The 22,236-nt window shown below is 72.7% G+C and carries 20 protein-coding genes; 14 read left to right on the top strand and 6 right to left on the bottom strand.

Translation table 11 applies throughout. The annotated features are described in order from the left end of the window. Positions 1 to 1,076 (top strand): FtsK/SpoIIIE domain-containing protein (locus VF139_13465; GenBank protein ID HEX6852401.1); only part of this gene is annotated, 1,076 nt, incomplete at its 5' end. Between the two features lie 140 nt (positions 1,077 to 1,216). Here the strand turns inward: VF139_13465 and VF139_13460 are convergent. Genes VF139_13460 through VF139_13435 form a run of 6 tightly spaced genes read right to left on the bottom strand, consistent with a single transcriptional unit; the run spans position 1,217 to position 8,988 of the window. Beyond that, positions 1,217 to 3,499 (bottom strand): DNA translocase FtsK, encoded by a 2,283-nt coding sequence (locus tag VF139_13460; protein HEX6852400.1) that lies wholly within the window; start codon positions 3,497 to 3,499, stop codon positions 1,217 to 1,219. 2 nt (positions 3,500 to 3,501) lie between these two features. Beyond that, positions 3,502 to 5,157: a ribonuclease J gene (locus VF139_13455; GenBank protein ID HEX6852399.1), complete on the bottom strand. Its 1,656-nt coding sequence runs from the start codon at positions 5,155 to 5,157 to the stop codon at positions 3,502 to 3,504. Between the two features lie 13 nt (positions 5,158 to 5,170). Then, positions 5,171 to 5,956, bottom strand: coding sequence for a 16S rRNA (adenine(1518)-N(6)/adenine(1519)-N(6))-dimethyltransferase RsmA (gene rsmA / locus VF139_13450; protein ID HEX6852398.1), 786 nt, complete (start codon positions 5,954 to 5,956; stop codon positions 5,171 to 5,173). A gap of 13 nt (positions 5,957 to 5,969) precedes the next feature. After that, positions 5,970 to 7,730 carry an Hpt domain-containing protein gene (locus tag VF139_13445; GenBank protein ID HEX6852397.1) on the bottom strand — a complete coding sequence of 587 codons (1,761 nt, stop codon included), beginning with the start codon at positions 7,728 to 7,730 and terminating at the stop codon, positions 5,970 to 5,972. A gap of 5 nt (positions 7,731 to 7,735) precedes the next feature. Next, positions 7,736 to 8,059, bottom strand: coding sequence for a hypothetical protein (locus VF139_13440; GenBank protein ID HEX6852396.1), 324 nt, complete (start codon positions 8,057 to 8,059; stop codon positions 7,736 to 7,738). Continuing rightward, entirely contained in the window at positions 8,056 to 8,988 is a 933-nt protein-coding gene (locus VF139_13435; protein ID HEX6852395.1) for a methyl-accepting chemotaxis protein, read from the bottom strand. The genes VF139_13440 and VF139_13435 overlap by 4 nt, the downstream gene beginning before the upstream one ends. Positions 8,989 to 9,200: 212 nt before the next feature. Here VF139_13435 and VF139_13430 point away from each other — a divergent pair, with 212 nt between their 5' ends. Genes VF139_13430 through mce form a run of 13 tightly spaced genes read left to right on the top strand, consistent with a single transcriptional unit; the run spans position 9,201 to position 22,232 of the window. Continuing rightward, positions 9,201 to 10,187 carry an AAA family ATPase gene (locus tag VF139_13430; GenBank protein HEX6852394.1) on the top strand — a complete coding sequence of 329 codons (987 nt, stop codon included), beginning with the start codon at positions 9,201 to 9,203 and terminating at the stop codon, positions 10,185 to 10,187. A gap of 5 nt (positions 10,188 to 10,192) precedes the next feature. Then, positions 10,193 to 11,077, top strand: coding sequence for a DUF58 domain-containing protein (locus VF139_13425; GenBank protein HEX6852393.1), 885 nt, complete (start codon positions 10,193 to 10,195; stop codon positions 11,075 to 11,077). Then, a complete protein-coding gene (locus tag VF139_13420) occupies positions 11,078 to 11,977 on the top strand; it encodes a hypothetical protein (GenBank protein HEX6852392.1) in 900 nt (299 codons plus the stop codon). After that, entirely contained in the window at positions 11,977 to 12,966 is a 990-nt protein-coding gene (locus tag VF139_13415; protein ID HEX6852391.1) for a VWA domain-containing protein, read from the top strand. Before VF139_13420 ends, VF139_13415 begins: the two co-directional genes overlap by 1 nt. Further along, on the top strand, positions 12,966 to 13,976 hold the full coding sequence (locus VF139_13410) for a VWA domain-containing protein (GenBank protein ID HEX6852390.1): 1,011 nt from the start codon (positions 12,966 to 12,968) through the stop codon (positions 13,974 to 13,976). The genes VF139_13415 and VF139_13410 overlap by 1 nt, the downstream gene beginning before the upstream one ends. Beyond that, positions 13,973 to 14,719 (top strand): tetratricopeptide repeat protein, encoded by a 747-nt coding sequence (locus tag VF139_13405; protein HEX6852389.1) that lies wholly within the window; start codon positions 13,973 to 13,975, stop codon positions 14,717 to 14,719. Before VF139_13410 ends, VF139_13405 begins: the two co-directional genes overlap by 4 nt. After that, positions 14,716 to 16,500 (top strand): BatD family protein, encoded by a 1,785-nt coding sequence (locus VF139_13400; GenBank protein HEX6852388.1) that lies wholly within the window; start codon positions 14,716 to 14,718, stop codon positions 16,498 to 16,500. The genes VF139_13405 and VF139_13400 overlap by 4 nt, the downstream gene beginning before the upstream one ends. Then, on the top strand, positions 16,497 to 17,234 hold the full coding sequence (locus VF139_13395) for an SH3 domain-containing protein (GenBank protein ID HEX6852387.1): 738 nt from the start codon (positions 16,497 to 16,499) through the stop codon (positions 17,232 to 17,234). Before VF139_13400 ends, VF139_13395 begins: the two co-directional genes overlap by 4 nt. Further along, positions 17,215 to 18,375 (top strand): radical SAM family heme chaperone HemW, encoded by a 1,161-nt coding sequence (gene hemW, locus VF139_13390; GenBank protein HEX6852386.1) that lies wholly within the window; start codon positions 17,215 to 17,217, stop codon positions 18,373 to 18,375. Before VF139_13395 ends, hemW begins: the two co-directional genes overlap by 20 nt. Beyond that, positions 18,372 to 19,400, top strand: a complete 1,029-nt coding sequence (locus VF139_13385) for a GntG family PLP-dependent aldolase (GenBank protein HEX6852385.1) — start codon at positions 18,372 to 18,374, stop codon at positions 19,398 to 19,400. The genes hemW and VF139_13385 overlap by 4 nt, the downstream gene beginning before the upstream one ends. Before the next feature lie 27 nt (positions 19,401 to 19,427). After that, on the top strand, positions 19,428 to 20,573 hold the full coding sequence (locus VF139_13380) for an acyl-CoA dehydrogenase family protein (GenBank protein ID HEX6852384.1): 1,146 nt from the start codon (positions 19,428 to 19,430) through the stop codon (positions 20,571 to 20,573). A gap of 4 nt (positions 20,574 to 20,577) precedes the next feature. Beyond that, positions 20,578 to 21,516 carry a methylmalonyl Co-A mutase-associated GTPase MeaB gene (meaB, locus tag VF139_13375; GenBank protein ID HEX6852383.1) on the top strand — a complete coding sequence of 313 codons (939 nt, stop codon included), beginning with the start codon at positions 20,578 to 20,580 and terminating at the stop codon, positions 21,514 to 21,516. Continuing rightward, positions 21,513 to 22,232, top strand: coding sequence for a methylmalonyl-CoA epimerase (mce, locus tag VF139_13370; GenBank protein ID HEX6852382.1), 720 nt, complete (start codon positions 21,513 to 21,515; stop codon positions 22,230 to 22,232). Before meaB ends, mce begins: the two co-directional genes overlap by 4 nt. The last annotated feature ends 4 nt before the right edge of the window (positions 22,233 to 22,236 follow it).

Genomic DNA, 22,236 nt, shown 5'->3' with positions numbered 1-22,236 from the left:
CCCTGGGGAAGGACATCAACGGGGACGTGTTCACCGCCGAGCTGGACCGGATGCCCCACCTCTTGATCGCGGGTGCGACCGGCGCCGGAAAATCGGTCGGCCTGAACGGGATGATCACGAGCATCCTCTACAAGGCGACCCCGGCCGAAGTCCGCTTCATCATGATCGACACCAAGATGATCGAGCTGGGGATGTACGCCGAGATCCCCCACCTCCTCATCCCCGTGGTCACCGATCCGAAGCACGCCTCGACCGCGCTCAAGTGGGCGGTCCGCGAGATGGAGTCGCGTTACAAGAAGCTCGCGGCGGTCGGCGTGCGCAACCTCGAGCAGTTCAACGCCCTGCTCGACGCCGAGCCGGAGCGCACGATCTCCGACCCGAAGACCGGCGAGTCCCAGCCCCTGCGCAAGCTCCCCTGCGTCGTCATCGTCATCGACGAGATGGCCGACCTGATGATGGTCTCCTCGGCGGACGTCGAGGAATCGATCATGCGCCTCGCGCAGATGGCGCGCGCGGTGGGCATCCACCTGATCCTCGCGACCCAGCGCCCGTCGGTCGACGTCATCACCGGGACGATCAAGGCGAACTTCCCCTCGCGCATCGCCTTCCGCGTCAGCCAGCGCGTCGACTCCCGCACGATCATCGACCAGCAGGGGGCCGAGCACCTGCTCGGCCGCGGCGACATGTTGTTCATGCCCCCCGGCTCGCAGCGCCTCACCCGCCTGCACAGCGCCTACCTCACCGAGGGGGAGATCAACCGGATCACGGCGTTCCTCAAGAAGCAGGCGAAGCCGATCTACGACGAGAGCGTCCTCAAGGACCCCGAGGAGGAGCGCCAGGCCGGCGGCGACGGAGGCGAGCGCGACGCGATGTACGTGGAGTGCGTGCGCCTGGTCCTCCAGGAGGGGCAGTGCTCGATCACCCTCCTCCAGCGCCGCCTGCGCCTGGGCTACGCCCGGGCGGCGCGGATCGTCGACACGATGCAGCAGGACGGGATCGTCGGCCCGGCGGACGGTTCGAAGCCGAGGGAGATTCTGGTGGGGCCGGAGATCCTGGAGACGTTGGCCGCGAGATAGACCCCGATCCGACCCGGGGAGGATTGCGCCGGGTCACTGGTTTTCGTGCCTCGCTCCAATACGGAGAACCGGATCCCGGTTCCTCGGAGCGTCCGGCCCGATGGGAAATTAGAACCCGGTGCAAGCGCGGTCGGGCCGCTCTACCGGGACGCACTCAGCGTCTCCAGGATCTCCGGCCCCACGAGGATCTCCCTCGGCTTCGACCCGTCGGCCGGGCCGACGATCCCGTCCTGCTGCATCGTGTCGACGATGCGCGCCGCACGGGCGTAACCCAGGCGCAGGCGGCGCTGGAGGAGGGTGATCGAGCACTGCCCCTCCTGGAGGACCAGGCGCACGCACTCGAGGTACATCGCGTCGCGCTCGCCGCCGTCGCCCCCCGCCTGGCGCTCCTCCTCGGGGTCCTTCAGCACGCTTTCGTCGTAGACCGGCTTCGCCTGCTTCTTCAGGAAGGCGGTGATGCGGTTGATCTCCCCTTCGGTGAGGTAGGCGCTGTGCAGCCGGGTGAGGCGCTGGGAGCCGGGGGGCATGAACAACATGTCGCCGCGGCCGAGCAGGTGCTCGGCCCCCTGCTGGTCGATGATCGTGCGGGAGTCCACGCGCTGGCTGACCCGGAAGGCGATGCGCGAGGGGAAGTTGGCCTTGATCGTGCCGGTGATGACGTCCACCGACGGGCGCTGCGTGGCGAGGATGAGGTGGATGCCGACGGCCCGCGCCATCTGCGCGAGGCGCATGATCGACTCCTCGACGTCCGCCGAGGAGACCATCATCAGGTCGGCCATCTCGTCGATGACGATGACGACGCAGGGGAGCTTGCGCAGGGGCTGGGACTCGCCGGTCTTGGGGTCCGAGATCGTGCGCTCGGGCTCGGCGTCGAGCAGCGCGTTGAACTGCTCGAGGTTGCGGACGCCCACCGCGGCGAGTTTCTTGTAGCGGGACTCCATCTCGCGGACCGCCCACTTCAGCGCGGTCGAGGCGTGTTTGGGGTCGGTGACGACCGGGATGAGCAGGTGCGGGATGTCCTGGTAGATCCCGAGCTCGATCATCTTCGTGTCGATCATGATGAAACGGACTTCGGCCGGGGTGGACTTGTAGAGCATCGACACGATCATGCCGTTGAGGCCGACCGACTTCCCCGCGCCGGTGGCGCCGGCGATCAGCAGGTGCGGCATGCGGTCGAGCTCGGCGGTGTAGACCTCGCCGTTGATGTCCTTCCCGAGGGCGAGGGTGAGCTTCGAGCGGGACTGGCGCCAGCGCTCGGAGGCCATCAGCTCCTTCGGGTAGATGATCTCCTGGTGCTTGTTGGGGACCTCGATCCCCACCGTCGCGCGGCCGGGCATGCGGTCGATGCGCACCGACTCGGCCTTCAGTCCCAGGCACAGGTCGTCCACGAGCCCCGTGATCTTCGAGTACTTCACGCCGGCGTCGGGCTTGAACTCGAAGGTCGTCACGACGGGACCGGGGTGGATCGCGACGACCTCCCCCTCGACGTCGAACTCGCGGAACTTCTGGGTGAGCTGGCCCGCGCGGGAGAGGAGCTCCTTCTCGTCCTCGCTCGGCTGCGGCTTCGGGTCGTTGAGCAGATCGAGGGGGGGGAGGCTCATCCCCGAGGCGCTCTGCGGCTCGAGAAGGGGGGGCTGCTTCGCGGGCGGGGAGGGCTTGGCGGCCGTCGCGCGCGGGCGGAGGGAGGGCGGCGCGGGGGCGGGCCGGGGCTCCTCGGCGGCGGGCTCCGCCGGGAGGTCCTTCGCGCGCTCGGCGGCGGCCTTGGCGTGTTTGCGGGAGACCGCGGTGCGCTCGTCGGCGCGGCGCCGCTCCTCGCGACGCGCGCGCCATGCGGCGAGGCGCCGGGCGGCTTCCCCGCGCCCCCAGACCGCGAGCGCCTCCCCCGTGCGCGCGAAGGAGAACTGCGTCGCGAGCACGATCGTCGCGGCGAGCAGGACCACGGCGACCACGATCCCGCCGGTCGTGCCGAGCAGCTCGCGCAAGGTCCCCCCGACCGCGATCCCCGCGAGGCCGCCCGCGGGGTACCGGTCTCCGGAGATTTCCACCCAGCCGATCCACAGCTGCAGGAGACCGGCGAGGACGAGGGTCGCCGCGGCGAGCCCCGCGAAACGTCCCCACGAGGTCGCGGCGCCGCGTCCGCGGAAGCGGTTCCATCCGGTGACCGCGAGGACCAGCGGCACGAGCCAACCGGCGGTGCCCAGCCCCTGCCAGAGCATCTCGGAGAGGTTCGCCCCGACGCGGCCGAAGACGTTGCGCACGGGGCCGGGGTCCGAGAGCTGCTGGAACCACGTCGGGTCGGAAGGGGAGTGGGAGGAAAGCGCCGCGAGGCAGATCGCCGCCATCAGGAGCAGGAGCAAGCCCACGACCTCGTCGAAGCCGGGCCACTGGGAGAGCCTGCGGAGCTTCTCGCGCACCTTCGCCACGATCACAACTCCACGATCACGGGGACGATCAGCGGACGGCGCTGCGTGCGCCGCCGGAAGAACCGCTTGAGCTCGGTCTGGAGCTTCTCCTTGAGCAGCCCCTCGTCCGAGCGTTGCTCGAGCGAGGTCGAGGCGAGGGCTTCCGCGACGACGTCGCGCGCCTCGCGCAGCAGCTCCGCCTCCCCCTCGAGACCGACGAAGCCGCGGCTGGCGATCTCGGGGTCGCCGTTGAGGGTGCCGTTCTCGCGGTCGACGGCGACGACGGCGACGATGAGCCCGTCGTCGGCGATCTTGCGGCGCTCCTTGAGGAGGGCGGCGCCGACCTCCTCGAGGGTGCCGTCGATGAAGACCTGGCCGACCGGCACGCGGCCGGCGACCTCGAGGGAGTCCTCGGTGAGGGCGAGCAGATCGCCGCTGTCCGCGAGCGTGATCCTCGACGCCGGAAGGCCGCACGCGCGGCCGATCTCCGCGTGGGCCTTGAGCTGCCGGTACTCGCCGTGGATCGGGACGAGGAACTTCGGGCGGACGAGATCGATCATCATCCGCATCTCGTCGCGCGACGCGTGCCCCGAGACGTGGATCGGGGAGTCGGCGCCGGTGACGACCGACGCCCCGCGCCGCAGGAGGTGGTTGACCATCCGGCCGATCGTGCGCTCGTTCCCCGGGATCGCGCGCGCGGAGTGGAGGACGAGGTCGCCGTCCTCGATCGAGACGTCGCGGTGGCCGTCGACGGCGATCCTCGCGAGCGCCGACGCGGGCTCTCCCTGCGATCCGGTCACGAGGAAAAGGACCTCGGCGGGAGGGAGGTCCATCGCGACCGCGGGATCCACCCGCAGCCCCGCGGGGAAACGCAGCAGCCCCAGGCGCTGGGAGATCTCGACGTGGGACTCCATCGAGGCGCCGACGACGGCGACCTTGCGGCCGTGCTGGGCGGCGATCTCGATCACCTGCTGCAGGCGGTGGACGTTGCTGGAGAAGGCCGTCACGAACACGCGCGCCGGGGCGGAGGCGACGTGTTGCTCGAGCGGGGCGCGGACCGTCCGTTCTCCGGGGGTCACCCCCGGTCGATCGGCGTTGGTGCTGTCGGAGAGGAGCGCGAGCACCCCTTCGTCCCCCAGGCGCGAGAGGGCCCGGAGGTCGAGCGCCTCACCGTCGAGCGGGTTCGCGTCGAGCTTGAAGTCGGCGGTATGGACGATCGTCCCGATCGGGGTGCGCACGACCAGCAGGCGCGACTGCGGGATCGAGTGCGCGACGGGAAGGGCCTCGATCGTGAACGGGCCCAGCCGCAGCGGAGCCCCTTCGGGGGCGATCGGCCGCAGCGCGGGGCCGCGGAGCAGGTCGTGCTCCTCGAGGCGGTCGCGGACGAGGGCGAGGGTGTACGGCGTCCCGAACACCGGGACGTCGCGCCGGGCGAGCAGGTAGGGAACCGCGCCGATGTGGTCCTCGTGACCGTGGGTGAGGACCAGGCCGTGGATCGTCCCGCAGTCGTCGAGGAACTCGAGGTTGGGGATGACGACGTCCACCCCCAGGTGCTCGGCGCCGGGGAACATCATCCCGGCGTCGATCACCACGCAGTCGTCTCCTTGGCGGATCACGAGGAGGTTCATGCCGAACTCTCCGAGACCGCCGAGGGGAACGAGTTCCAGAGGAGCGCTCACCGCGCGGAGTATATCAAGCGAAAATCGGCGCCAGACGCAGGAAAGACGCGGGGGAAAGCTGCTCGGCGCGCGCGCGCGGATCGATCTGCGCCCGCTCGAGAGCCTCGCGCGCGGGCCCTTCGCCCCCGAGGCCCGAGCGCAGGTTGGCGAGCATGGTCTTGCGCCGCTGGGCGAAGGAGGCGCGCAGCGCCGCCTCCAGGCCGTCGGGAATCGTCCCGCCGCGCGGGGTCCAGCGGGTGACCGTCGAGACGACCGACGGTGCGGGGCGGAACGCCCCCGGCGGGAGGTCGAAGCGCCGCTCGATCGTGTAGGCGAGGCCGGCGAGGACGGTCAGGGGACCGTAGTCCCTGCTCCCCGGCTCGGCGGTGAGGCGCAGCGCGACCTCCTTCTGGAACATCAGGACCGCGCGCGCGACCGTCCCGCGCTGGGCGACGAGGCGCTTCGCCACCGGCTTCGAGATGTTGTACGGCAGGTTGCCGGCGACGGCGAGCGGCGTCGCCGGGGCGAAACCCAGCAGCTCCGCCACCGAGCCCAGGTCGAGGTCGAGCACGTCGCGCTCGATCAGCACGAACCGCGCGGGGTCCAGTCGCGCGCGCAGGGCGCCGGCGAGGTCCCGGTCGATCTCGACCGCGGCGAGTTTCCCCGACGCCGCGAGGAGCGGCTCGGTCAGCGCCCCCATGCCGGGACCGATCTCGAGGACCGGCTCGGCCCCCGTCGGCGCGAGCTCGCGCACGATCCGTTCGATCGCCGCACGGTCGACGAGGAAGTTCTGGCCGAAGCGCTTGCGGGGGGTGTGCACGGCGAGAGGATAATCACAGCGCCTCGGGGTCGATCACGAGAACCGGCGTGCCGTCGTCGAGGACTCCCGCGGCGCCGTAGGCGCCGCACGCGGTGAGGGGGCCGCGCAGCGCGCGCACGACGAGCTCGTATCGGCCGTCCACGGCGTCGACGCCGAGGGTCAGCGCCCCGGCGGTCCTCCGCAGCTCGATCGCGATCGTCGGGGGAGGGCCGCCGCGCCCCCCCAGGCGCGACGCCAGGGGCTCGATCGGGGCGTCCCCCGCGGGGCGCGCGCGCACGACCGCGGACGCGGGAATCGCGAGGCGGGCGACCCCGGCACGGACGACGACCGCGTGCAGGCGTGCGGTCGCGAAGGGGAAGTTCATGCGGACGCGCAGGCCCCGCCCCGGGCGGGCCTCGAGGTCCAGTCGCCCGCCGAGGGTGCGAACCGCTTCGGCGACGACGTCGAGGCCGACGCCGCGCCCGGAGACGACCCCCGCGCGCCGGGCGGTGGAGAACCCCGGCTCGAGCAGCAGGGCGAGGGTGCGCCTCGCGTCGAGCCCCTCGATCTGCGTTTCCGTCAGCAGGCCCCGCGTCGATGCCTCGCGGCGCACGGCCTCGAGGTCCACGCCGCGGCCGTCGTCCTCGAACGCGACGTCGAGCGAAGCGGCGCGCCGCACGAGCGTCACGCGCAGGAGGCCGCGCCGGGGCTTTCCGAGGGCCTCGCGCTCCGCGGGGGGCTCGAGGCCGTGGTCGACGGCGTTCCGCACGAGGTGGAGCAGGGGATCCGCGATCGCATCGAACAACACGCGGTCGATCTGCGTGTCGCGCCCCTCGATCGTGACCGCGACTTCCTTCCCGAGTCCGCGGGCCAGATCCCCCGCCGCGCGTTCCACGCGGCCGGCGAGGGGCTCGAAAGGAATCAGCCGCGCGTCGAGCGAGCGTCGCCTGAGGCGCCGCGCGAGGGCGAGCGCCCGGGGGTCGGCCCCCGCACGGGTGAGCGCGCGGACCAGCTCGTTCGCGTCGGCGAGCCAGTCGTCGATCGCGGCGATCGGAAGGCGCGCGAACGCCGTCGGCGGCGCGGGGGCCTGAACCGCGGGCGCCTCGGTCGGCGCGACGGTGAAACTCTCGAGCTCGTCGATGCGCGCGAGGGCCGCGCCGAGCGCGGCCCCTTCGAGGGTCGTTTCGAGGGTCGCCGCGATCGTCCCGTCGCATCGCCCGGTGCGCAGGCGTGCGGCCGGAGGCGTGCTCGCCACCACCCGGCCGAGACGGCCGAGCCGACCGAGCACCGCCGCCGCGCGCAGGGCGGGGAAGGGGCGCTCCCGGTCCAGGCGCATCCCGACGCGGTAGAGGCGGAGGGTCCCCTTCCCTCCCTCGGAGGGGACGGGAGCGGCGGAGCCGCCGGGGTCGGCGGGTGTCGCGGCGGGAACGAAGGCGCGAAGGCGGGCCGCGAGCAGGGCGCCGTCGTCGTCGTCGGGGCTCTCCCCGCGCGCCGCCCGGTCGACGAGCCGCTCGAGGCAGGCGGTCGCCTCGCCGACGAGGGCGCCGCCCCGCGAAGGGTCGAGCGCGCCGCGCCGGCAGGCGTCGAGGACCCCTTCGGCGGCGTGCGCGAGGTCGCGCATCGACGCGAACCCCATCGTCGCCGCCATCCCCTTCAGGGAGTGCAGGTGGCGGAACGACTCGCGCAGCGCCCTCTCGTCCTGGGCCGTCCCCATCGCGGCGGCGAGTTGCGCCGCGCGGGCGAGGTGCTCGCGCGATTCCGCGACGAACAGGTCGAGGTAGCGGCGCAGGTCCATCGCGATCAACCGAACCGGAGCGGATCGATCCGCTCGATCTCCGGGTCGGCGGCGTCCCCGAGGGCGACGGTCCCCGGAACCCACAACGCGAGGTGCTCCCGCGGCGGGGCCAGGCGGAGGATCGAGCCGGTCTCCGGGGGCTCGGCGCCGCCTTCCACGCCGGGGATCGCGAGGACGGTCACGACGTCGCCGCGGAACGCCGCGATGCCGAGCACCCCTTCCGGAGCGCCGGGGGCGGCGGCGAGTCCGATCGCGGGCTGCACCGCCAGGACCTCGCGGGGGTCGATCGCCCACGCGCGCCCGGAGGCGAGGAAGGTCAGCACCCTCAAGCGGAGGGTTCCGTCCGGAAGACGGCGATCGCCCGCTCGAGCTCGCCGGAGGCTTCCGCGAGGCCGCGCGCGGAAGCGGCGAGGGCGAGCCCTCCGGAGCCGGTGCCCCGGACCGTGTCGAAGATCCCGTCGAAGGACGCCTCGGCGCGCTCGACGAGCGCGCGGGCGCGCGTGGCGGCGTCGGCGCTCTCGCGGATCCGCGAACCCAGGGCTTCGGCGTTCGCGCCGAGCTCGGCGGCGAGCGCGGCGACCTCCCCCGCGACGCGGTTCACGTCGTCGGCGAGGTGGCGCACCTCCTCGGCGACGACGGCGAACCCTTCGGCGTCCTCGCCGGCGCGGGCGGCCTCGATCGACGCGTTGATGGCGAGCAGGTGGGTTTGCTGCGAGAGGGCGGCGATCGAGGCGATCGCGCGGCCGATGGCGTCGGCCTTGGCGCGGAAGGCGTCGAGGGCGGCGGCGGTGGCCCCCGTCCGCTCGGAGACGGCGACGATCCCCCCCGCCGCCGCCGCGGCCCCGGCCGCACCGGCCTCGGCGCGGGCGTCGAGATCCTCCGCGGTCGTCGCGAGCTCGCGCGCGGAGCCGTGAACCCGCGAGGCGACGTCGCGGGCGCGCTCGACGACGCCCGCGAGCCCTTGGCGCATGCTCTCGAAGGCGCGCGCGAGCTCGGCGGCCTCGTCGTCCCCGTGGGTGTCCACGCGTGCCGCGAGGTTCCCCTCGCGCAGGTCCTCCGAGGCGCGGGCGACCTCCCGGATCCTGCGGGTCAGGCGCCAGGAGACGAGCCAGGCGGCGCCCAGGCCGATGGCGAGGTCGAGACTGACCGCGAGCGCGGTCCCCCAGACCGGGTCCGGGTGGACCCGCGGGACGACGACCCCGACGATCGTGTACAGGCAGGCGACGATGAGAAACGACGCGGCGAGTTTCTTTTGCATCGACTCTGGATCCCCTTCGGACGTACCGAATATGGGTTGGGGATGCGGGTGAGGCCACTGGCCCCGGGGCGGGGAATCGCGACGGGGATTCGCGGTGGGTCCGCACCGATGGCAACCTTACGTACCCGTCGGATTTTTCCTTCGGGCGGCTCGGTTGCTACAATCCGGCGTTCGCACCAAGTCCTTTGGGTCCAAGGAGTAAGGAGTCCCAGATGGTGGAGTCGGTCCAGGCGGTCCAGGAACGGGTCCAACGCGAGGCGGCGTCGATCGAGGCGGTCCTGGCCGAGGTCAGGCGGGTGATCGTCGGCCAGAAGTACCTGCTCGACCGGATGGCGATCGGCCTGCTCGCCCGGGGGCACCTGCTGCTCGAGGGCGTTCCGGGGCTGGCGAAGACCCTCGCGGTCCGGACCTTCGCGGGGGCCCTCGACGCCTCGTTCCAGAGAATCCAGTTCACCCCGGACCTCCTCCCGGCCGACCTCACCGGCACCCTCATCTACAGCCCGAAGGACGGGACGTTCACCGCGCGCAAGGGTCCGCTGTTCGCCCACTTCGTCCTCGCCGACGAGATCAACCGCGCGCCGGCGAAGGTGCAGTCGGCGCTGCTCGAGGCGATGCAGGAGGGGCAGGTCACGATCGGCGACGTCTCGCACCCGCTCCCCGCGCCGTTCCTCGTCCTCGCCACGCAGAACCCGATCGAGCAGGAGGGGACCTACCCGCTCCCCGAGGCGCAGGTCGACCGGTTCATGCTCAAGCTCAAGGTCGACTACCCCTCGGCGGAGGAGGAGCGGCAGATCCTCGACCGCATGACCGGTTCCCACGCCCCCTCGAGCCGGCCGGTCGCCACCCTCGAGGCGATCGAGCGCGCGCGCGAGGCGATGTACGCGATCTACGTGGACGAGCGCATCAAGGACTACTGCGTGCGCCTCGTCCAGGCCACGCGCCGTCCCAAGGAGTTCAAGCTCGACGTCGAGGGGCTGCTCCAGTACGGCGCCTCCCCGCGCGCGACGATGGCGCTCGTCGCCGCCGCGCGCGCCCACGCGTTCCTGCGCGGTCGCGGCTTCACCACCCCCGAGGACGTCAAGGCGATCGGGGCGGACGTGTTGCGGCACCGGCTCATCCTCTCGTTCGAGGCGGAGGCCGAATCGGTCAACGCCGACGAGGTCGTGCGGCGCGTCTTCGACGCCGTCGAGGTCCCCTGAACCCCGTGATCCCGAGAGAGTTGCTTCGGCGCGTCCGGCGCCTCGAGATCCGAACCCGGCGCCTGGTCGAGGAGAGCCTCGCGGGCTCCTACCACTCCGTCTTCAAGGGGCGGGGAATGGAGTTCGCCGAGGTGCGCGAGTACGAGCCGGGGGACGACGTGCGCACGATCGACTGGAACGTCTCGGCGCGCATGGGCCATCCGTTCGTCAAGAAGTTCTCGGAGGAGCGGGAGCTCACCGTCGTCCTCGCCGTCGACGCCTCGGGCTCGGAGCGGTTCGGCACGGGGCCCTCCACCAAGCTCCGGGTCGCGGCGGAGATCGGCGCCCTCGTCGCCTTCTCGGCGATCCGCAACAACGACCGCGTCGGCCTCCTGCTGTTCACCGACCGGGTCGAGACCTTCGTCCCGCCGCGCAAGGGGCGCGAGCACGGGCTTCGCGTCCTGCGCGACCTCCTCGCCTTCGAGCCGAAGGGGCGCGGGACGTCGATCGCCTCCGCCCTCGACACCCTCCGGCGCGCGGTGACCAAGCGCGCGGTCGTCTTCCTCCTGTCGGATTTCCAGGACCCCGAGTTCGAGCGCACGCTCCGGGTGGTCGCGCGCAAACACGACGTCGTGGCGATCGCGGTGGACGATCCCCGCGAGCTCGCCCTCCCCGACGTGGGGCTGCTCGCCGTGGAGGACCCCGAGACCGGAACGCCGCTCCTGCTCGACACCGGGAGCTCCCGCGTGCGCGCCGCCTACGCCGCGCGGGCCGCGGGGCGCAAGCGCGCCTCCCGCGAGGCGCTCGCCCGCACCGGGGTGGACGTCCTCGAGCTCTCGACGGCGGAGCCGGTGGAGCGGCCGCTCGTCCGTTTCTTCCGCGAGCGCGCCCGGCGCGCGGCGAGGGCGTAGATGCTCGCCGCCGTCCTCCTCGCCGCGACCGCGGTCCTGGACGTCACGCCCAGGGAGGCGACCGTCGGCGATCCGCTCCGGGCGACGATCACGGTGACCCTCGACCCCGGGTCCGAGGTGGAGCGAGCCCCGGTCGGCCCCGACCTCGGCGAGAACGTGACCGTCCTCGGCGGGACGTGGGCGCCGACCGTCGGGGGGAAGGCGGTCTGGACCGGCACGATCGCGGCCTACACGACCGGGAAGGTCGAGGTTCCGGCGATCGACCTGGCCGTCGTCGAGGGGAGCGAACGTCGCGCCGTCGCCACCGCGCCGGTCGCGCTCGAGATCGCGAGCGTGCTTCCCGAGAAGGATCGCGCCCCCGGAGCCTCCCCCGAGATCGCCGACCTGAAGCCCCCCGCGGCGATCGCCCCCGACTGGGGACCTGCGAAGCTCGCCGCCTTCATCCTCGCCGGCCTCCTCGTCGCCGCGGCCGCCCTGTACCTGCTCTGGCGACGCCTCGCTCCGCGCCTGGCTCGCGTGCAGGCTCCCACCGATCCGTTCCGCCGCCTCCCGCCGCACGTGTGGGCGTACGAGGAGCTGAGAAAGCTCCTCGACGCGCACCGCGAGAACCCCGCGCGCGAGGACGTCTTCTTCGAGGGGCTCGCGCGCATCGTCAAGACCTACCTCTCCGCGCGCCTGCGGGTGGACCTCCTCGAGCGGACGACCGGGGAGGTGGCGCCGCTGCTCGCGCAGGCCGGAAGCGACCCCGACGTCGCGCGTCGCGTGCGGGAGATCCTCGACCGCGCCGATCTCGCGAAGTTCGCGCGCGCCCCCGCGGGGCTCGACGCCTGCCGCGCCTGCGTCGACTCCGCGTACGCGATCGTCGACGCGACCAAGGCCCGCGAGGAGGGAGCGGCCTGATGTTCCGCTTCGCCCAACCCTATTGGCTCGCGGCGCTCCCCCTCGCGGCGGCGGCGACGGTGTGGCTGCTCCGCGCGAGGCGACGGGGACGGCCGCGCCTGCCGATCCCCGACGCCGCCGCGCTCGCCGGCGTCGGCGGGTTCTGGCCGACCGTGGACGCCGCGCTCCCGTGGCTTCGCGGGGCGGCGATCGCCCTCGCCGTCATCGCCCTCGCGCGGCCGCAGTGGGGGAACGCCGTCGAGAACATCTCGTCGCTGGGGGTCGACATCGTCGTCGCGATCGACCTCTCCGGGTCGATGCGCTGCATGGACGAGCCTCCCCGGGACCGGCTCGGCGTGGCCCGCGAGGCGCTCGTCCGGTTCGTCGAGGGACGCCCGGGGGACCGTCTCGGGCTCGTGGCCTTCGCCAGCGTCGCGGGGGTGCGCTGCCCGCTGACCCTCGACCACGAGATGTTGCTCGAGGCGGTCCGGGGGCTCGACTTCGCCGCCGACGACGAGTCGGGGACGGCGATCGGGATGGGGCTCGCTTCGGCGGTCCAGCGCCTGCGGACGTCGAAGGCGAAAAGCCGCGTCGCCGTCCTCCTGACCGACGGCATCAACAACCAGGGGCAGGTGGGGCCCGAGGCCGCGGCCTCCGCGGCGAAGGCGCTCGGGGTGCGCGTGTACACGATCGGCGTCGGATCGCGCGGCGAGGTGCGATGCTCGATCGATACCCCGTTCGGCAAGCGCCTGGTCTGGCAGCGCCAGGAGCTCGACGAGCGCCTGCTCCGCGCGATCGCGGAGGACACCGGAGGCCTCTACTTCCGGGCCACCGACCCGCAGGGGCTCGAGGAGGCGTTCCGCCGCATCGACGCCCTCGAGAAGACGGAGTTCGAGAGCCGGATCCGGGTCGCGTGGACCGAGCGGTTCGGCGTCTTCCTGGCGTGGGCCGGGGCGTTGTGTTTCGCGGAGATCCTGCTTCTCGCCACGCGGCTCCGGAGGATCCCCTGATGCGTTTCGCGGCACCGGAGATGTTGGCGTGGCTGCTGGCGGTTCCCGTGGTCGTTTCGTTGTGGGTCGCGTCGTCGTGGCGGGCCCGGCGGCGGCTCGCCCGATTCGCCGCCGATCCCGAGGCCGCGGCGCGGTTCGCGGGGGAGGCGAGCACCCACCGCCGCGCGGCGAAGGCCCTGCTGCTCCTGCTCGCGATCGTCTCGGGGGTCGTCGCCCTCGCGCGGCCCCAGTGGGGGACGGGGGTCGACGCGGTGACCCGGAAGGGGGTGGACGTCGCCTTCGTCGTCGACACGTCCCTGAGCATGGCGGCGGGGGACGTGCCTCCGGACCGCCTCGGGCTCGCGCGGCACGCCGCCGGGACCCTGATCGACAAGCTCGTCGGCGATCGTCTCGCCCTCGTGAGCTTCGCCGGAAGGGCGAGCCTCGTCGCCCCGCTGACCGTGGACCACGAGGCGGTGCGGCTGTTCCTCGACGCGCTCGATCCGGAGGCGGTCTCGGTCCCCGGCACCGCCCTCGCCGAAGGGATCCGCGCCGCGGTCCGGGCGTTCGCGACCTCCGAGTCGGGGGAGGCGCGCGGCCGGGCCATCCTCGTCTTCAGCGACGGGGAGGACCACGAAGGGGGGCTCGAGGAAGCCATCGACGTCGCCCGCAAGGCCGGCGCGAAGGTGTGGGCGATCGGCGTCGGAACCGAGCAGGGGGCGCCGATCCCGTACGGCGGCCCCGGGGAGTGGAAAAAGGACCGCGACGGTCGCGTGGTGACCACGCGTCTCGACGCCCCGTCGCTCGCCCGGCTCGCGGACGCGACCGGCGGGAAGTACTACACCGCGACGGCGGGGGAGGTCGAGCTCGACGCGATCGCGCGCGACCTCGGGGCGATGGAAGGCGAGGAGACGGGAACGGTGCTGCGCACGCGGTACACGGAGCGCTTCGCGATCCCCCTGGCGGTCGCGGTCGCGGCGCTGTTCGCGGAGGCGTTCGTGGCGGAGCGCCGGCGGAGGAGCGCCGCATGAGGACGGTGGTGTTGTTCGTGATCGCCTCCGCGGTCTCGCAGCTTCTCGGCGGGGCCGCGCACCGCGACACCGAGAAGGGGAACGCGAAGTACGAGGCGAAGGACTGGAAGGCGGCCCGCGAGGCCTACGACGCGGCCGCGCAGGCGGCACCGAACGCGCCGGAGCTGCCGTACAACCTCGGCAACGTGGCGTTCCGCGAGGACGACGTCGCGCAGGCGGCGGAGCTGTACGAGAAGGCGCTGCGTCAGGCCGGGTCCTCGCTTCTGCCGCGCGCCGCGCACAACCTCGGCAACGCCCTGTTCCGCCAGGAGCGTTACGAGGACGCCGTGCGCGCCTACCGCCGCGCGCTCCAGGTCGAGCCGAAAGACCTCGAGAGCAAGCGCAACCTCGAGCTCGCGCAGCGCGCGCTCCAGGTGCAGAAACAAAAACAAGAGCAGCAGCAGCAAAAACAGGAACAGCAGCAACCGCCTCGGCAGGACCAAGAGCAACAGCCTCAGCAGGGCGGCGAATCGAAGGACAAGCCCGAGCCCAAGCCCTCGCAGGGGAGCGAGCCGAAACCGGGGGACGACGAGAAGCCGGACCCGCGCCCGCAACCCAAGCCGCGTCCCGGGGACATGAGCCCGTCGCAGGCCGAGCAACTGCTCGACCGCCTCGCCGAAATCGAGCGCCAGAACCAGCGCAAGAAGAAGGACAAGGGACGCGAGGTCGTCGTCGGATCCGGGACACCGGAGAAGGACTGGTGAGACGGCTTCTCGCGCTCGCCGCGCTCGCCGCGCTCGTCGTGGTCGCCTCCGCCCGCGGCGAGGAGCGATTCCGCGTGGAGGCGGGGGTGAGCCCCGCCCGCGGGGCGACCGACACGACCCCGATCGAGCTGTCGGTGCGGATCGAAGGCTCCTCGATCCCCGAAGTCCGCGCGCCGCGCCTTCCCCTTCTCCAGAACCTCGAGGTGGTGTCGGGGCCGTCCACCTCGTCGCAGCGGTCGTTCGTGTTCGACGGCGCAGGGGCGCGCCAGACCGCCGCGCTCACGTTGACCTGGATCCTGCGGGCGAAGGGAGCGGGCCCCGCGAGGATCCCTCCGATCGAGCTGAACCTGGAGGGGACGGCGCTCCGCACGAAGGAGATCCGCTTCGAGGTGGGATCCGGGCCGACCGGGCCGCAGGGCAGGGGATCTCCCGCGCCTGCGACCGCGGACGACGCGGACGTCTTCGTCCGGGCGTCGCTGGGAACCACCACCGCCTGGCTCGGGGAGCCGATCTCTCTCGAGGCGATGCTCTACATGGGCGTGCAGGTGGTGGACGCGCGGTGGACCCCGCCGCCGCTGTCGGGATTCTGGTCCGAGGAGGAGGAGGTCGACGCCCAGGCCGAGCGTCGCCGCGTCGAGATCGAGGGGCGGACTTACGTGGCCCAGCCGATCGACCGGCGCGTCCTGGTGCCCACCGCCGCGGGAACGCAGACGATCGAGCCGTTCACCGCCGAGCTCGCGGTCCCCGCGCGCCGGCGCACCGCCGATCCCTTCGAGGACTTCTTCCGGCCCAGGGTGCAGACGGTCGTGCGCAAGACCTCGCCGGTGCGGCTGCAGGTACGCCCGCTCCCGGAGGAGGGCAAGCCCGAGGGGTTCGGCGGGGCGGTCGGCGTCTACGCGATGCAGGTCACCACCGACCGCTCGGAAGCGGAGACCAACCAGGCGATCGTGATCCGCGCGACGGTCGAGGGGGAGGGCTCGCTCCAGGGGGTGGCGGCGCCGCGGCTGGACTTCCCTCGCGACCTGAAGGTCTTCGACCCCAAGACGGAGGACGAGTCGAAGGTCCGCGACGGTCGCCTCCGGTCCAGGCGGACCTGGGAGTGGGTCGTCGTCCCCCTGGCCCCCGGCACCCTCGCACCGGTCGACGTGCGCTTCCCGTATTTCGATTTCCGGAAGGGCGCCTACGCGGTGGCGCAGGGGTCCACCTCCCCGCTCGTCGTCCGCCGCGGCAGCGCCCCCGAGGCCCCCTTCGCACGCGGCGAGGTGCGCGCGCAGCGCAACGAGATCGCCTTCGTGCGGATGGACGGCGGGGGCTTCCGCACCGATGCGCGGCGCTGGCACGAGCGGCCGGCGGGTCGGCTCCTGTTCGCGCTGCCGCTCCTCGCCGCGCCGGTCCTCGCGATCTGGGGGCGCCGGCGCGCGATCCGCCTCGGCCACCGCGCGACGGCCCGCGCGATGCGCGCGGGCAAGCGCGCGCGGCGCGGGCTCGACGCGGCCGAACGCGCCCTCGGCGCGGCGGGGTTCCACGCGGCGCTCGCGGGGAGCCTCCTCGACTACGTCGCCGATCGCTCCGATCGCTCGGCGGCGGGGCTCACGCACGACGAGGTCGACCGGTGGCTCGCGGCGCGCGGCGGGGACGAGGCCCTGCGCTCCCGCGTGCGCGCCGTCCTCGAAGCGTCGGACTTCGCGCGGTTCGCCCCCGGCGCCGACGATCCCGCGCGGCGGCGCGAGCTGCTCGCGCAGGCGCGCGAGGTGCTCCTCACCCTGGAGGGGCTGCGATGATCGCCGCCGTCGTCCTCATCGCCGCGACCCTCTCCGGTGCCGACCTCGAGGCGCGGTTCGAGCAGGGGGTCGCCGCGTATCGCGACGGGCGCTGGGCCGAGGCGGAGACCGCCTGGCGCGCCCTGGCGGACGCGGGCGTCCACGACCCCCGCGTCGAATACAACCTCGGGAACGCCGCCTACAAGCAGGAGCGTCTCGGCGAGGCGATCTGGCGCTGGGAACGCGCGCGGCGCCTGGCCCCCGCCGACCGCGACGTCGCGACGAACCTCGCCCTCGCGCGCTCGCAGACCCGGGACCGCGTCGAGGAGGAGCGGGGCGAGGGGCCGCTCGGGTGGCTGCGTCGCGCGCAGGACCGTCTGGGAGTCGACGGGCAATACGCGATCCTCGTGCTCCTCGTCTGGACCCTCGCGGCGACCGTCGTGTGGGGCGCGGCCCGCGCGCAAGGGTTCACCCCGGCCACCGGGTGGACGCTCGCCGCGATCGGCTTCGCGACGGGGGTCGCGGCGTTGTCCTTCTGGACGACGAGCGCGCGCCTGGACGGCACGCCGCGGGCCGTCGTCCTCCTCCCCGCGCTCGAGGTGGTCGCCGGTCCCGGGGAGAACCAGCCGACGGTGTTCACCGTGCACGAGGGGACGATCCTCGAGGTGGAGGGGGAGCGGGATCGCTGGGTCGAGGTCGGCCTCCCGGACGGTCTGAGGGGTTGGGTGCCCGGCGATGCGATCGGCCGCATCTGAAGACCGCCCGGCGAAGCTGGGGGTCTACGTCCACTTCCCGTTCTGCTCGATCCGGTGCTCGTATTGCGACTTCCCGACGGTCGCCGGGCGCGACGATCGGATCGAGCGGTACCTTCGGGCGCTCGACCGCGAGATCCGGGGGAGCCGGCCGCACCTTCCCCGCGACGCCGACACCGTCTTCCTCGGCGGCGGAACGCCGTCGAGGATGACCCCGGATCAGCTGGCGCGCCTGCTCGACGCCTTGCGCGCGCGATTCGACCTCGACGCCCGCGCCGAGATCACCCTCGAGGGGAATCCGGAGAGCCTCACCGCCGACCGGCTGCGGGGATACCGCGACCTCGGGGTCACGCGGATCAGCGTCGGCGTGCAGTCGCTCGACGACGCGGTCCTGAAGCGGGTGGGACGCGCGCACGACTCCCGCGAGGCGGAGCGGGCGGTGCGCGACGCCCGCGCCGCCGGCTTCCCCGACGTCTCGCTCGATCTGATCGCGGGGCTCCCCGGGGAAGCGCTCGCGCGATGGCCCGAGACGGTGCGCCGGTGCGCGGCCTTCGGCCCCGACCACGTCTCCGTCTACCTCCTCGAGACCGACAAGGACACGCCGCTCGCCCGCTCGGTCCGCGCGGGACGCACGGCCGTCGCCGGGGACGACGACCAGGGAGCGCTCTACGAAGCGACCGTGCGCGCCCTCGAGCGCGAGGGGTTCGCGCTCTACGAGATCTCGAACTTCGCGCGCGGCGGGCGCCGCTCCCGGCACAACCTCAAGTACTGGACCGACGCCCCCTACGCCGGTTTCGGGAACGGGGCCCACGAATACGTCGACGGTGCGCGGCGCTCCAACCGGCGCGACCTCGACGGCTACGTCGAGGACGTGCTCTCCGGCCGGGACCCGCTCGCGGAGGAGGAGCCGTTCGACCCCGAGCGGCGCCTGCAGGAGGCGCTGTTCCTGGGGCTGCGCGTCGTGGAGGGGGTCGACCTCGATCTCCTTTCGCGCCGTTATGCGATCGATCCGCGCGTGCGCTGGCGGGAAGCCTTCGCGCGTGCCCATGATGCGGGCCTGACGGTCGTCGAGGGGGGCCGGGTCCGGCTCACCGCCGCCGGCCGATTGCGATCGAACGAGCTGTTCGCGGAGCTTCTGACATGAACGGCGTTCCCGTGGACCTCCGATCGGACACCGTGACCCGCCCCACCCCGGCGATGCGCCAGGCGATGGCGGACGCCGTCGTCGGCGACGACGTGTACGGCGAGGACCCCACGGTCCGGGCGCTCGAGGAGCGCGCCGCGGCGACCCTCGGAACCGAGGCGGCGTTGTTCGTCCCCAGCGGCACGATGGGGAACCAGATCGCGATCCACCTCGGGGCGCAACCCGGCACCGAGGTCCTCGTCGAGGCGGACTCCCACGTCTACAACTACGAGCTCGGCGCGATGGCGGCCTGGACCGGGGCGATGCCGCGCATCCTCCACGGGAAGGCGGGGGTCCTCGACCCCGACGAGGTGGAGCAGGCGGGACGCTCCAAGCCCTACTACCACTCCCGGGTGTCGATGGTCGTGGTCGAGAACACCCACAATCACGCGGGGGGGACCGTCACCTCCGTCGCCACGAAGGACGCGATCCTGCGGTCGGCCTCGGCGTGCGGGCTCGTCGCCCATCTCGACGGCGCGCGGATCTTCAACGCGGCGGCGGCGCTGCGCTCCTCCGCCCGCGAGCTCGCGGCGGGGTTCGACACGGTGATGTTCTGCCTCTCCAAGGGGCTGGGCGCTCCGGTCGGCTCGGTGCTCTGCGGCTCCCGGGACCGCATGCGGGAGGCCCGGATCGTCCGCAAGCGCCTCGGAGGCGGGATGCGCCAGGCGGGGATCCTCGCCGCGGGAGGGCTCCACGCCCTCGAGCACCACGTCGAGCGCCTGGAGGAGGATCACGCCCGCGCCAAGCGCCTGGCGATCGCTCTCGCCTCCCACCCGGCGTTCCGGATCGACCCCGAGTCGGTCGCGACCAACATCGTGATCGCGGAGGTCGTGCCCCCGAGGACGGTGGAGCAGGCCCTCGACCTCCTCGAGCGCGAGGGAGTCCTCGCCGGCGGGATGGGGCCGGGACGGGTCCGGTTCGTGACCCACCTCGACGTCGACGACGCCGGGATCGAGCGGGCGCTCTCGGCGCTGCGGGCGTTATAATCCGGGCCTTTCACCGGGGGGTTTCCCGTGGATTTCGCCTTCACCGAAGAGCAGGACCTGCTGCGCCGCACGATCCGCGAGTTCGCGCAAGCCGAGATCGCGCCGCACGTCATGAGGTTCGACGAAAGCCAGGAGTTCCCCCGGGAGATCCTGCGGCGCACCGGTGAGCTCGGCTGTCTCGGCGCGATCTTCCCCGAGGAGTACGGCGGCGCCGGCATGGGCTACGTCGAATACGTCGCGATCGTCGAGGAGCTCAGCCGGGTCGACGGCTCCATCGGCATCTCGGTCGCGGCGCACAACTCCCTCTGCACGAACCATCTCTACCAGTTCGGGAGCGCCGAGATGAAGGCGCGCTACCTCCCGAAGTTGTGCTCGGGGGAGTGGATCGGCGCCTGGAGCCTGACCGAGCCGACCGCCGGCTCGGACGCGGCGGGGACGCGCACGACCGCCAGGCAAATCGGAGGGGACTGGATCCTCAACGGCTCCAAGACCTTCACGACGCACGGTTCGGTCGGCGACCTCGCGGTCGTATTCGCGGTGACCGATCCCGAGAACCAGAAGAAGGGGATCTCGGCCTTCGCGATCGAGAAGGGAACGCCGGGATTCCGCGCGGGCAAGAAGGAGAACAAGATGGGCCTGCGCGCCTCCGACACCGCCGAGGTGATCATGGAGGACTGCCGGATCCCCGACGCGCAACGCGTCGGCGACCGCGGGATGGGGTTCGTGAACGCGATGCAGATCCTCGACGGCGGGCGCATCTCGATCGCCGCCCTCGCCCTGGGGATGGCGCGCGGAGCCTTCGACGCCGCGCTGAAGTACTCGAAGGAGCGGCGTCAGTTCGGGCGGCCGATCTCCGAGTTCCAGGCGATCCAGATCAAGCTCGCCGACATGTCCGCGATGATCGAGGCGGCGTCGCTCCTGACGTACCGCGCCGCGTGGATGAAGGACCGGGGGATGAAGACGACCCTCGAGTCCGCGCAGGCGAAGCTCTTCGCCTCCGAGATCGGCGTGAAGGTCGTCGACCAGGCGCTGCAGGTCTTCGGCGGCTACGGGTACGTGAAGGACTTCCCCGCGGAGAAGTACTTCCGCGACATGAAGCTGTGCACCATCGGCGAGGGGACGAGCGAGATCCAGCGCCTGGTGATCGCGCGCGAGCTGCTGAGCCGGGTCTGAGCGCGTGGAGATCGTCGACCGGCTCGTTGCGGGGGACGTCCGGGCGCTCGCCCGGGCGATCAGCCTCGTCGAGGAGCACGCGCCGGGCGCCGTGGAGGTCCTGCGCGCCGCCTTCCCGCGGACGGGGGGCGCGACCGTCCTCGGCGTGACCGGAAGCCCGGGTGCGGGGAAATCGAGCCTCGTCGACCGCCTGGTCGCGTCGTACCGCAAGCAGGGGAATCGCGTCGGCGTCCTTGCGGTCGATCCTTCGAGCGCCTACTCGGGCGGCGCCATCCTCGGCGACCGCGTGAGGATGCAGGAGCACGCGACCGATCCCGGCGTGTTCATCCGCTCGATGGCCAGCCGCGGTCACCTCGGCGGGCTCTCGCGCGCGGCGAACGACGCCGTCGACCTGCTCGACGCGGCGGGGTACGACCCCGTGCTCGTGGAGACCGTCGGCGTCGGACAGGACGAGATCGAGATCGCCCGCGCCGCGGACGTCGTCGCCGTGGTGCTCGTGCCGGGGATGGGGGACGACATCCAGGCGATCAAGGCGGGGATCCTCGAGATCGCCGACCTGTTCGTGATCAACAAGGCCGACCGACCGGGGGCGGACCGGGTGCAGACCGACCTCGAATACGTGATGTCGCTCGCCCCGGCGACCGCGGCGGCGCGTCCGGAGATCTTCCGCACCGTCGCCGTGCGCGACGAAGGGACCGACCTCCTGCGCGAGGGGATCGCCCGGTACGCGCAGGGGCCGGGACGCGCGCGCCGCGCGCGGCGGCGGCGCGAGCGCGCGGAGATGCGGCTTCAGGCGATCCTCGCGGAGCGGCTCCTGCGGCGCGTGCGCGACCGGGTGCTGGCGGGGGAGGCGTGGGGCGAGGTGCTCGACGCGATCGCGGAGGGACGGACCGATCCGTACACCGCCGCCGATCGCGTGCTCGAGCGGGTGGAGGTGCGATGAAGGCGCGCGTCGATCACATCGGCATCGCGGTGAAGGGGCTCGAGGAACGTCTCGCCTTCTGGCGCGACGCGCTCGGTCTCGCCGTTTCCGGCGTCGAGGAGGTCGCGACGGAGAAGGTCCGCGTCGCCTTCCTCCCCGCGGGAGCGGTGCGCCTCGAGCTGATCGAGGCGACCTCCCCGGATTCGCCGATCGCGAAGTTCATCGAGAAACGGGGCGAGGGGCTCCAGCAGCTCGCCCTCGCGGTCGACGACGTCCAGGAGATCCTCGATCGCCTGAAGGCGAAGGGGGTCCCCCTCCTGGACGACGCGCCGCGTCCCGGTGCCGAGGGGACGCGGGTGGCGTTTCTCCACCCCAAGGCGACCGGGGGGGTCCTCGTCGAGCTGGTCGAGCACCCGCACCGATCCTCGGCGAAGGTCGAGCCCGGCGCGGCGGTCCTCGCTTACCTGCGCGAGCCGCAGGAGAAGTTGTGGGGAGTGCTGCGCTCCCTCGACGCCGCGGGGGCGGTCCTGGAGGCGCTGGACCTCGCGTCGTTCGACGACTGGTGCGCCCAGGTCGAGCGCGGCGACGAAAGCGTCGTCGGCCCCTCGGTCGTCTTCGTGCCGATGTCCCGGATCGAGAAGATCGTCCTCGACCGCCCGAGCGGGAACCTCCCCTCGCTCGTCCAGCGGTTCGAGGCCCGGACCGGGCGCGACGTCGCGAGCGTCCTCGGCTCTTAAATGG

This window comes from Candidatus Polarisedimenticolaceae bacterium, from assembly GCA_036376135.1.
Classification (GTDB): Bacteria; Acidobacteriota; Polarisedimenticolia; order Polarisedimenticolales; family DASRJG01; genus DASVAW01.
Note: the sequence above shows the minus strand (reverse complement) of the source record. Positions and strands in the feature narration are given on the sequence as shown.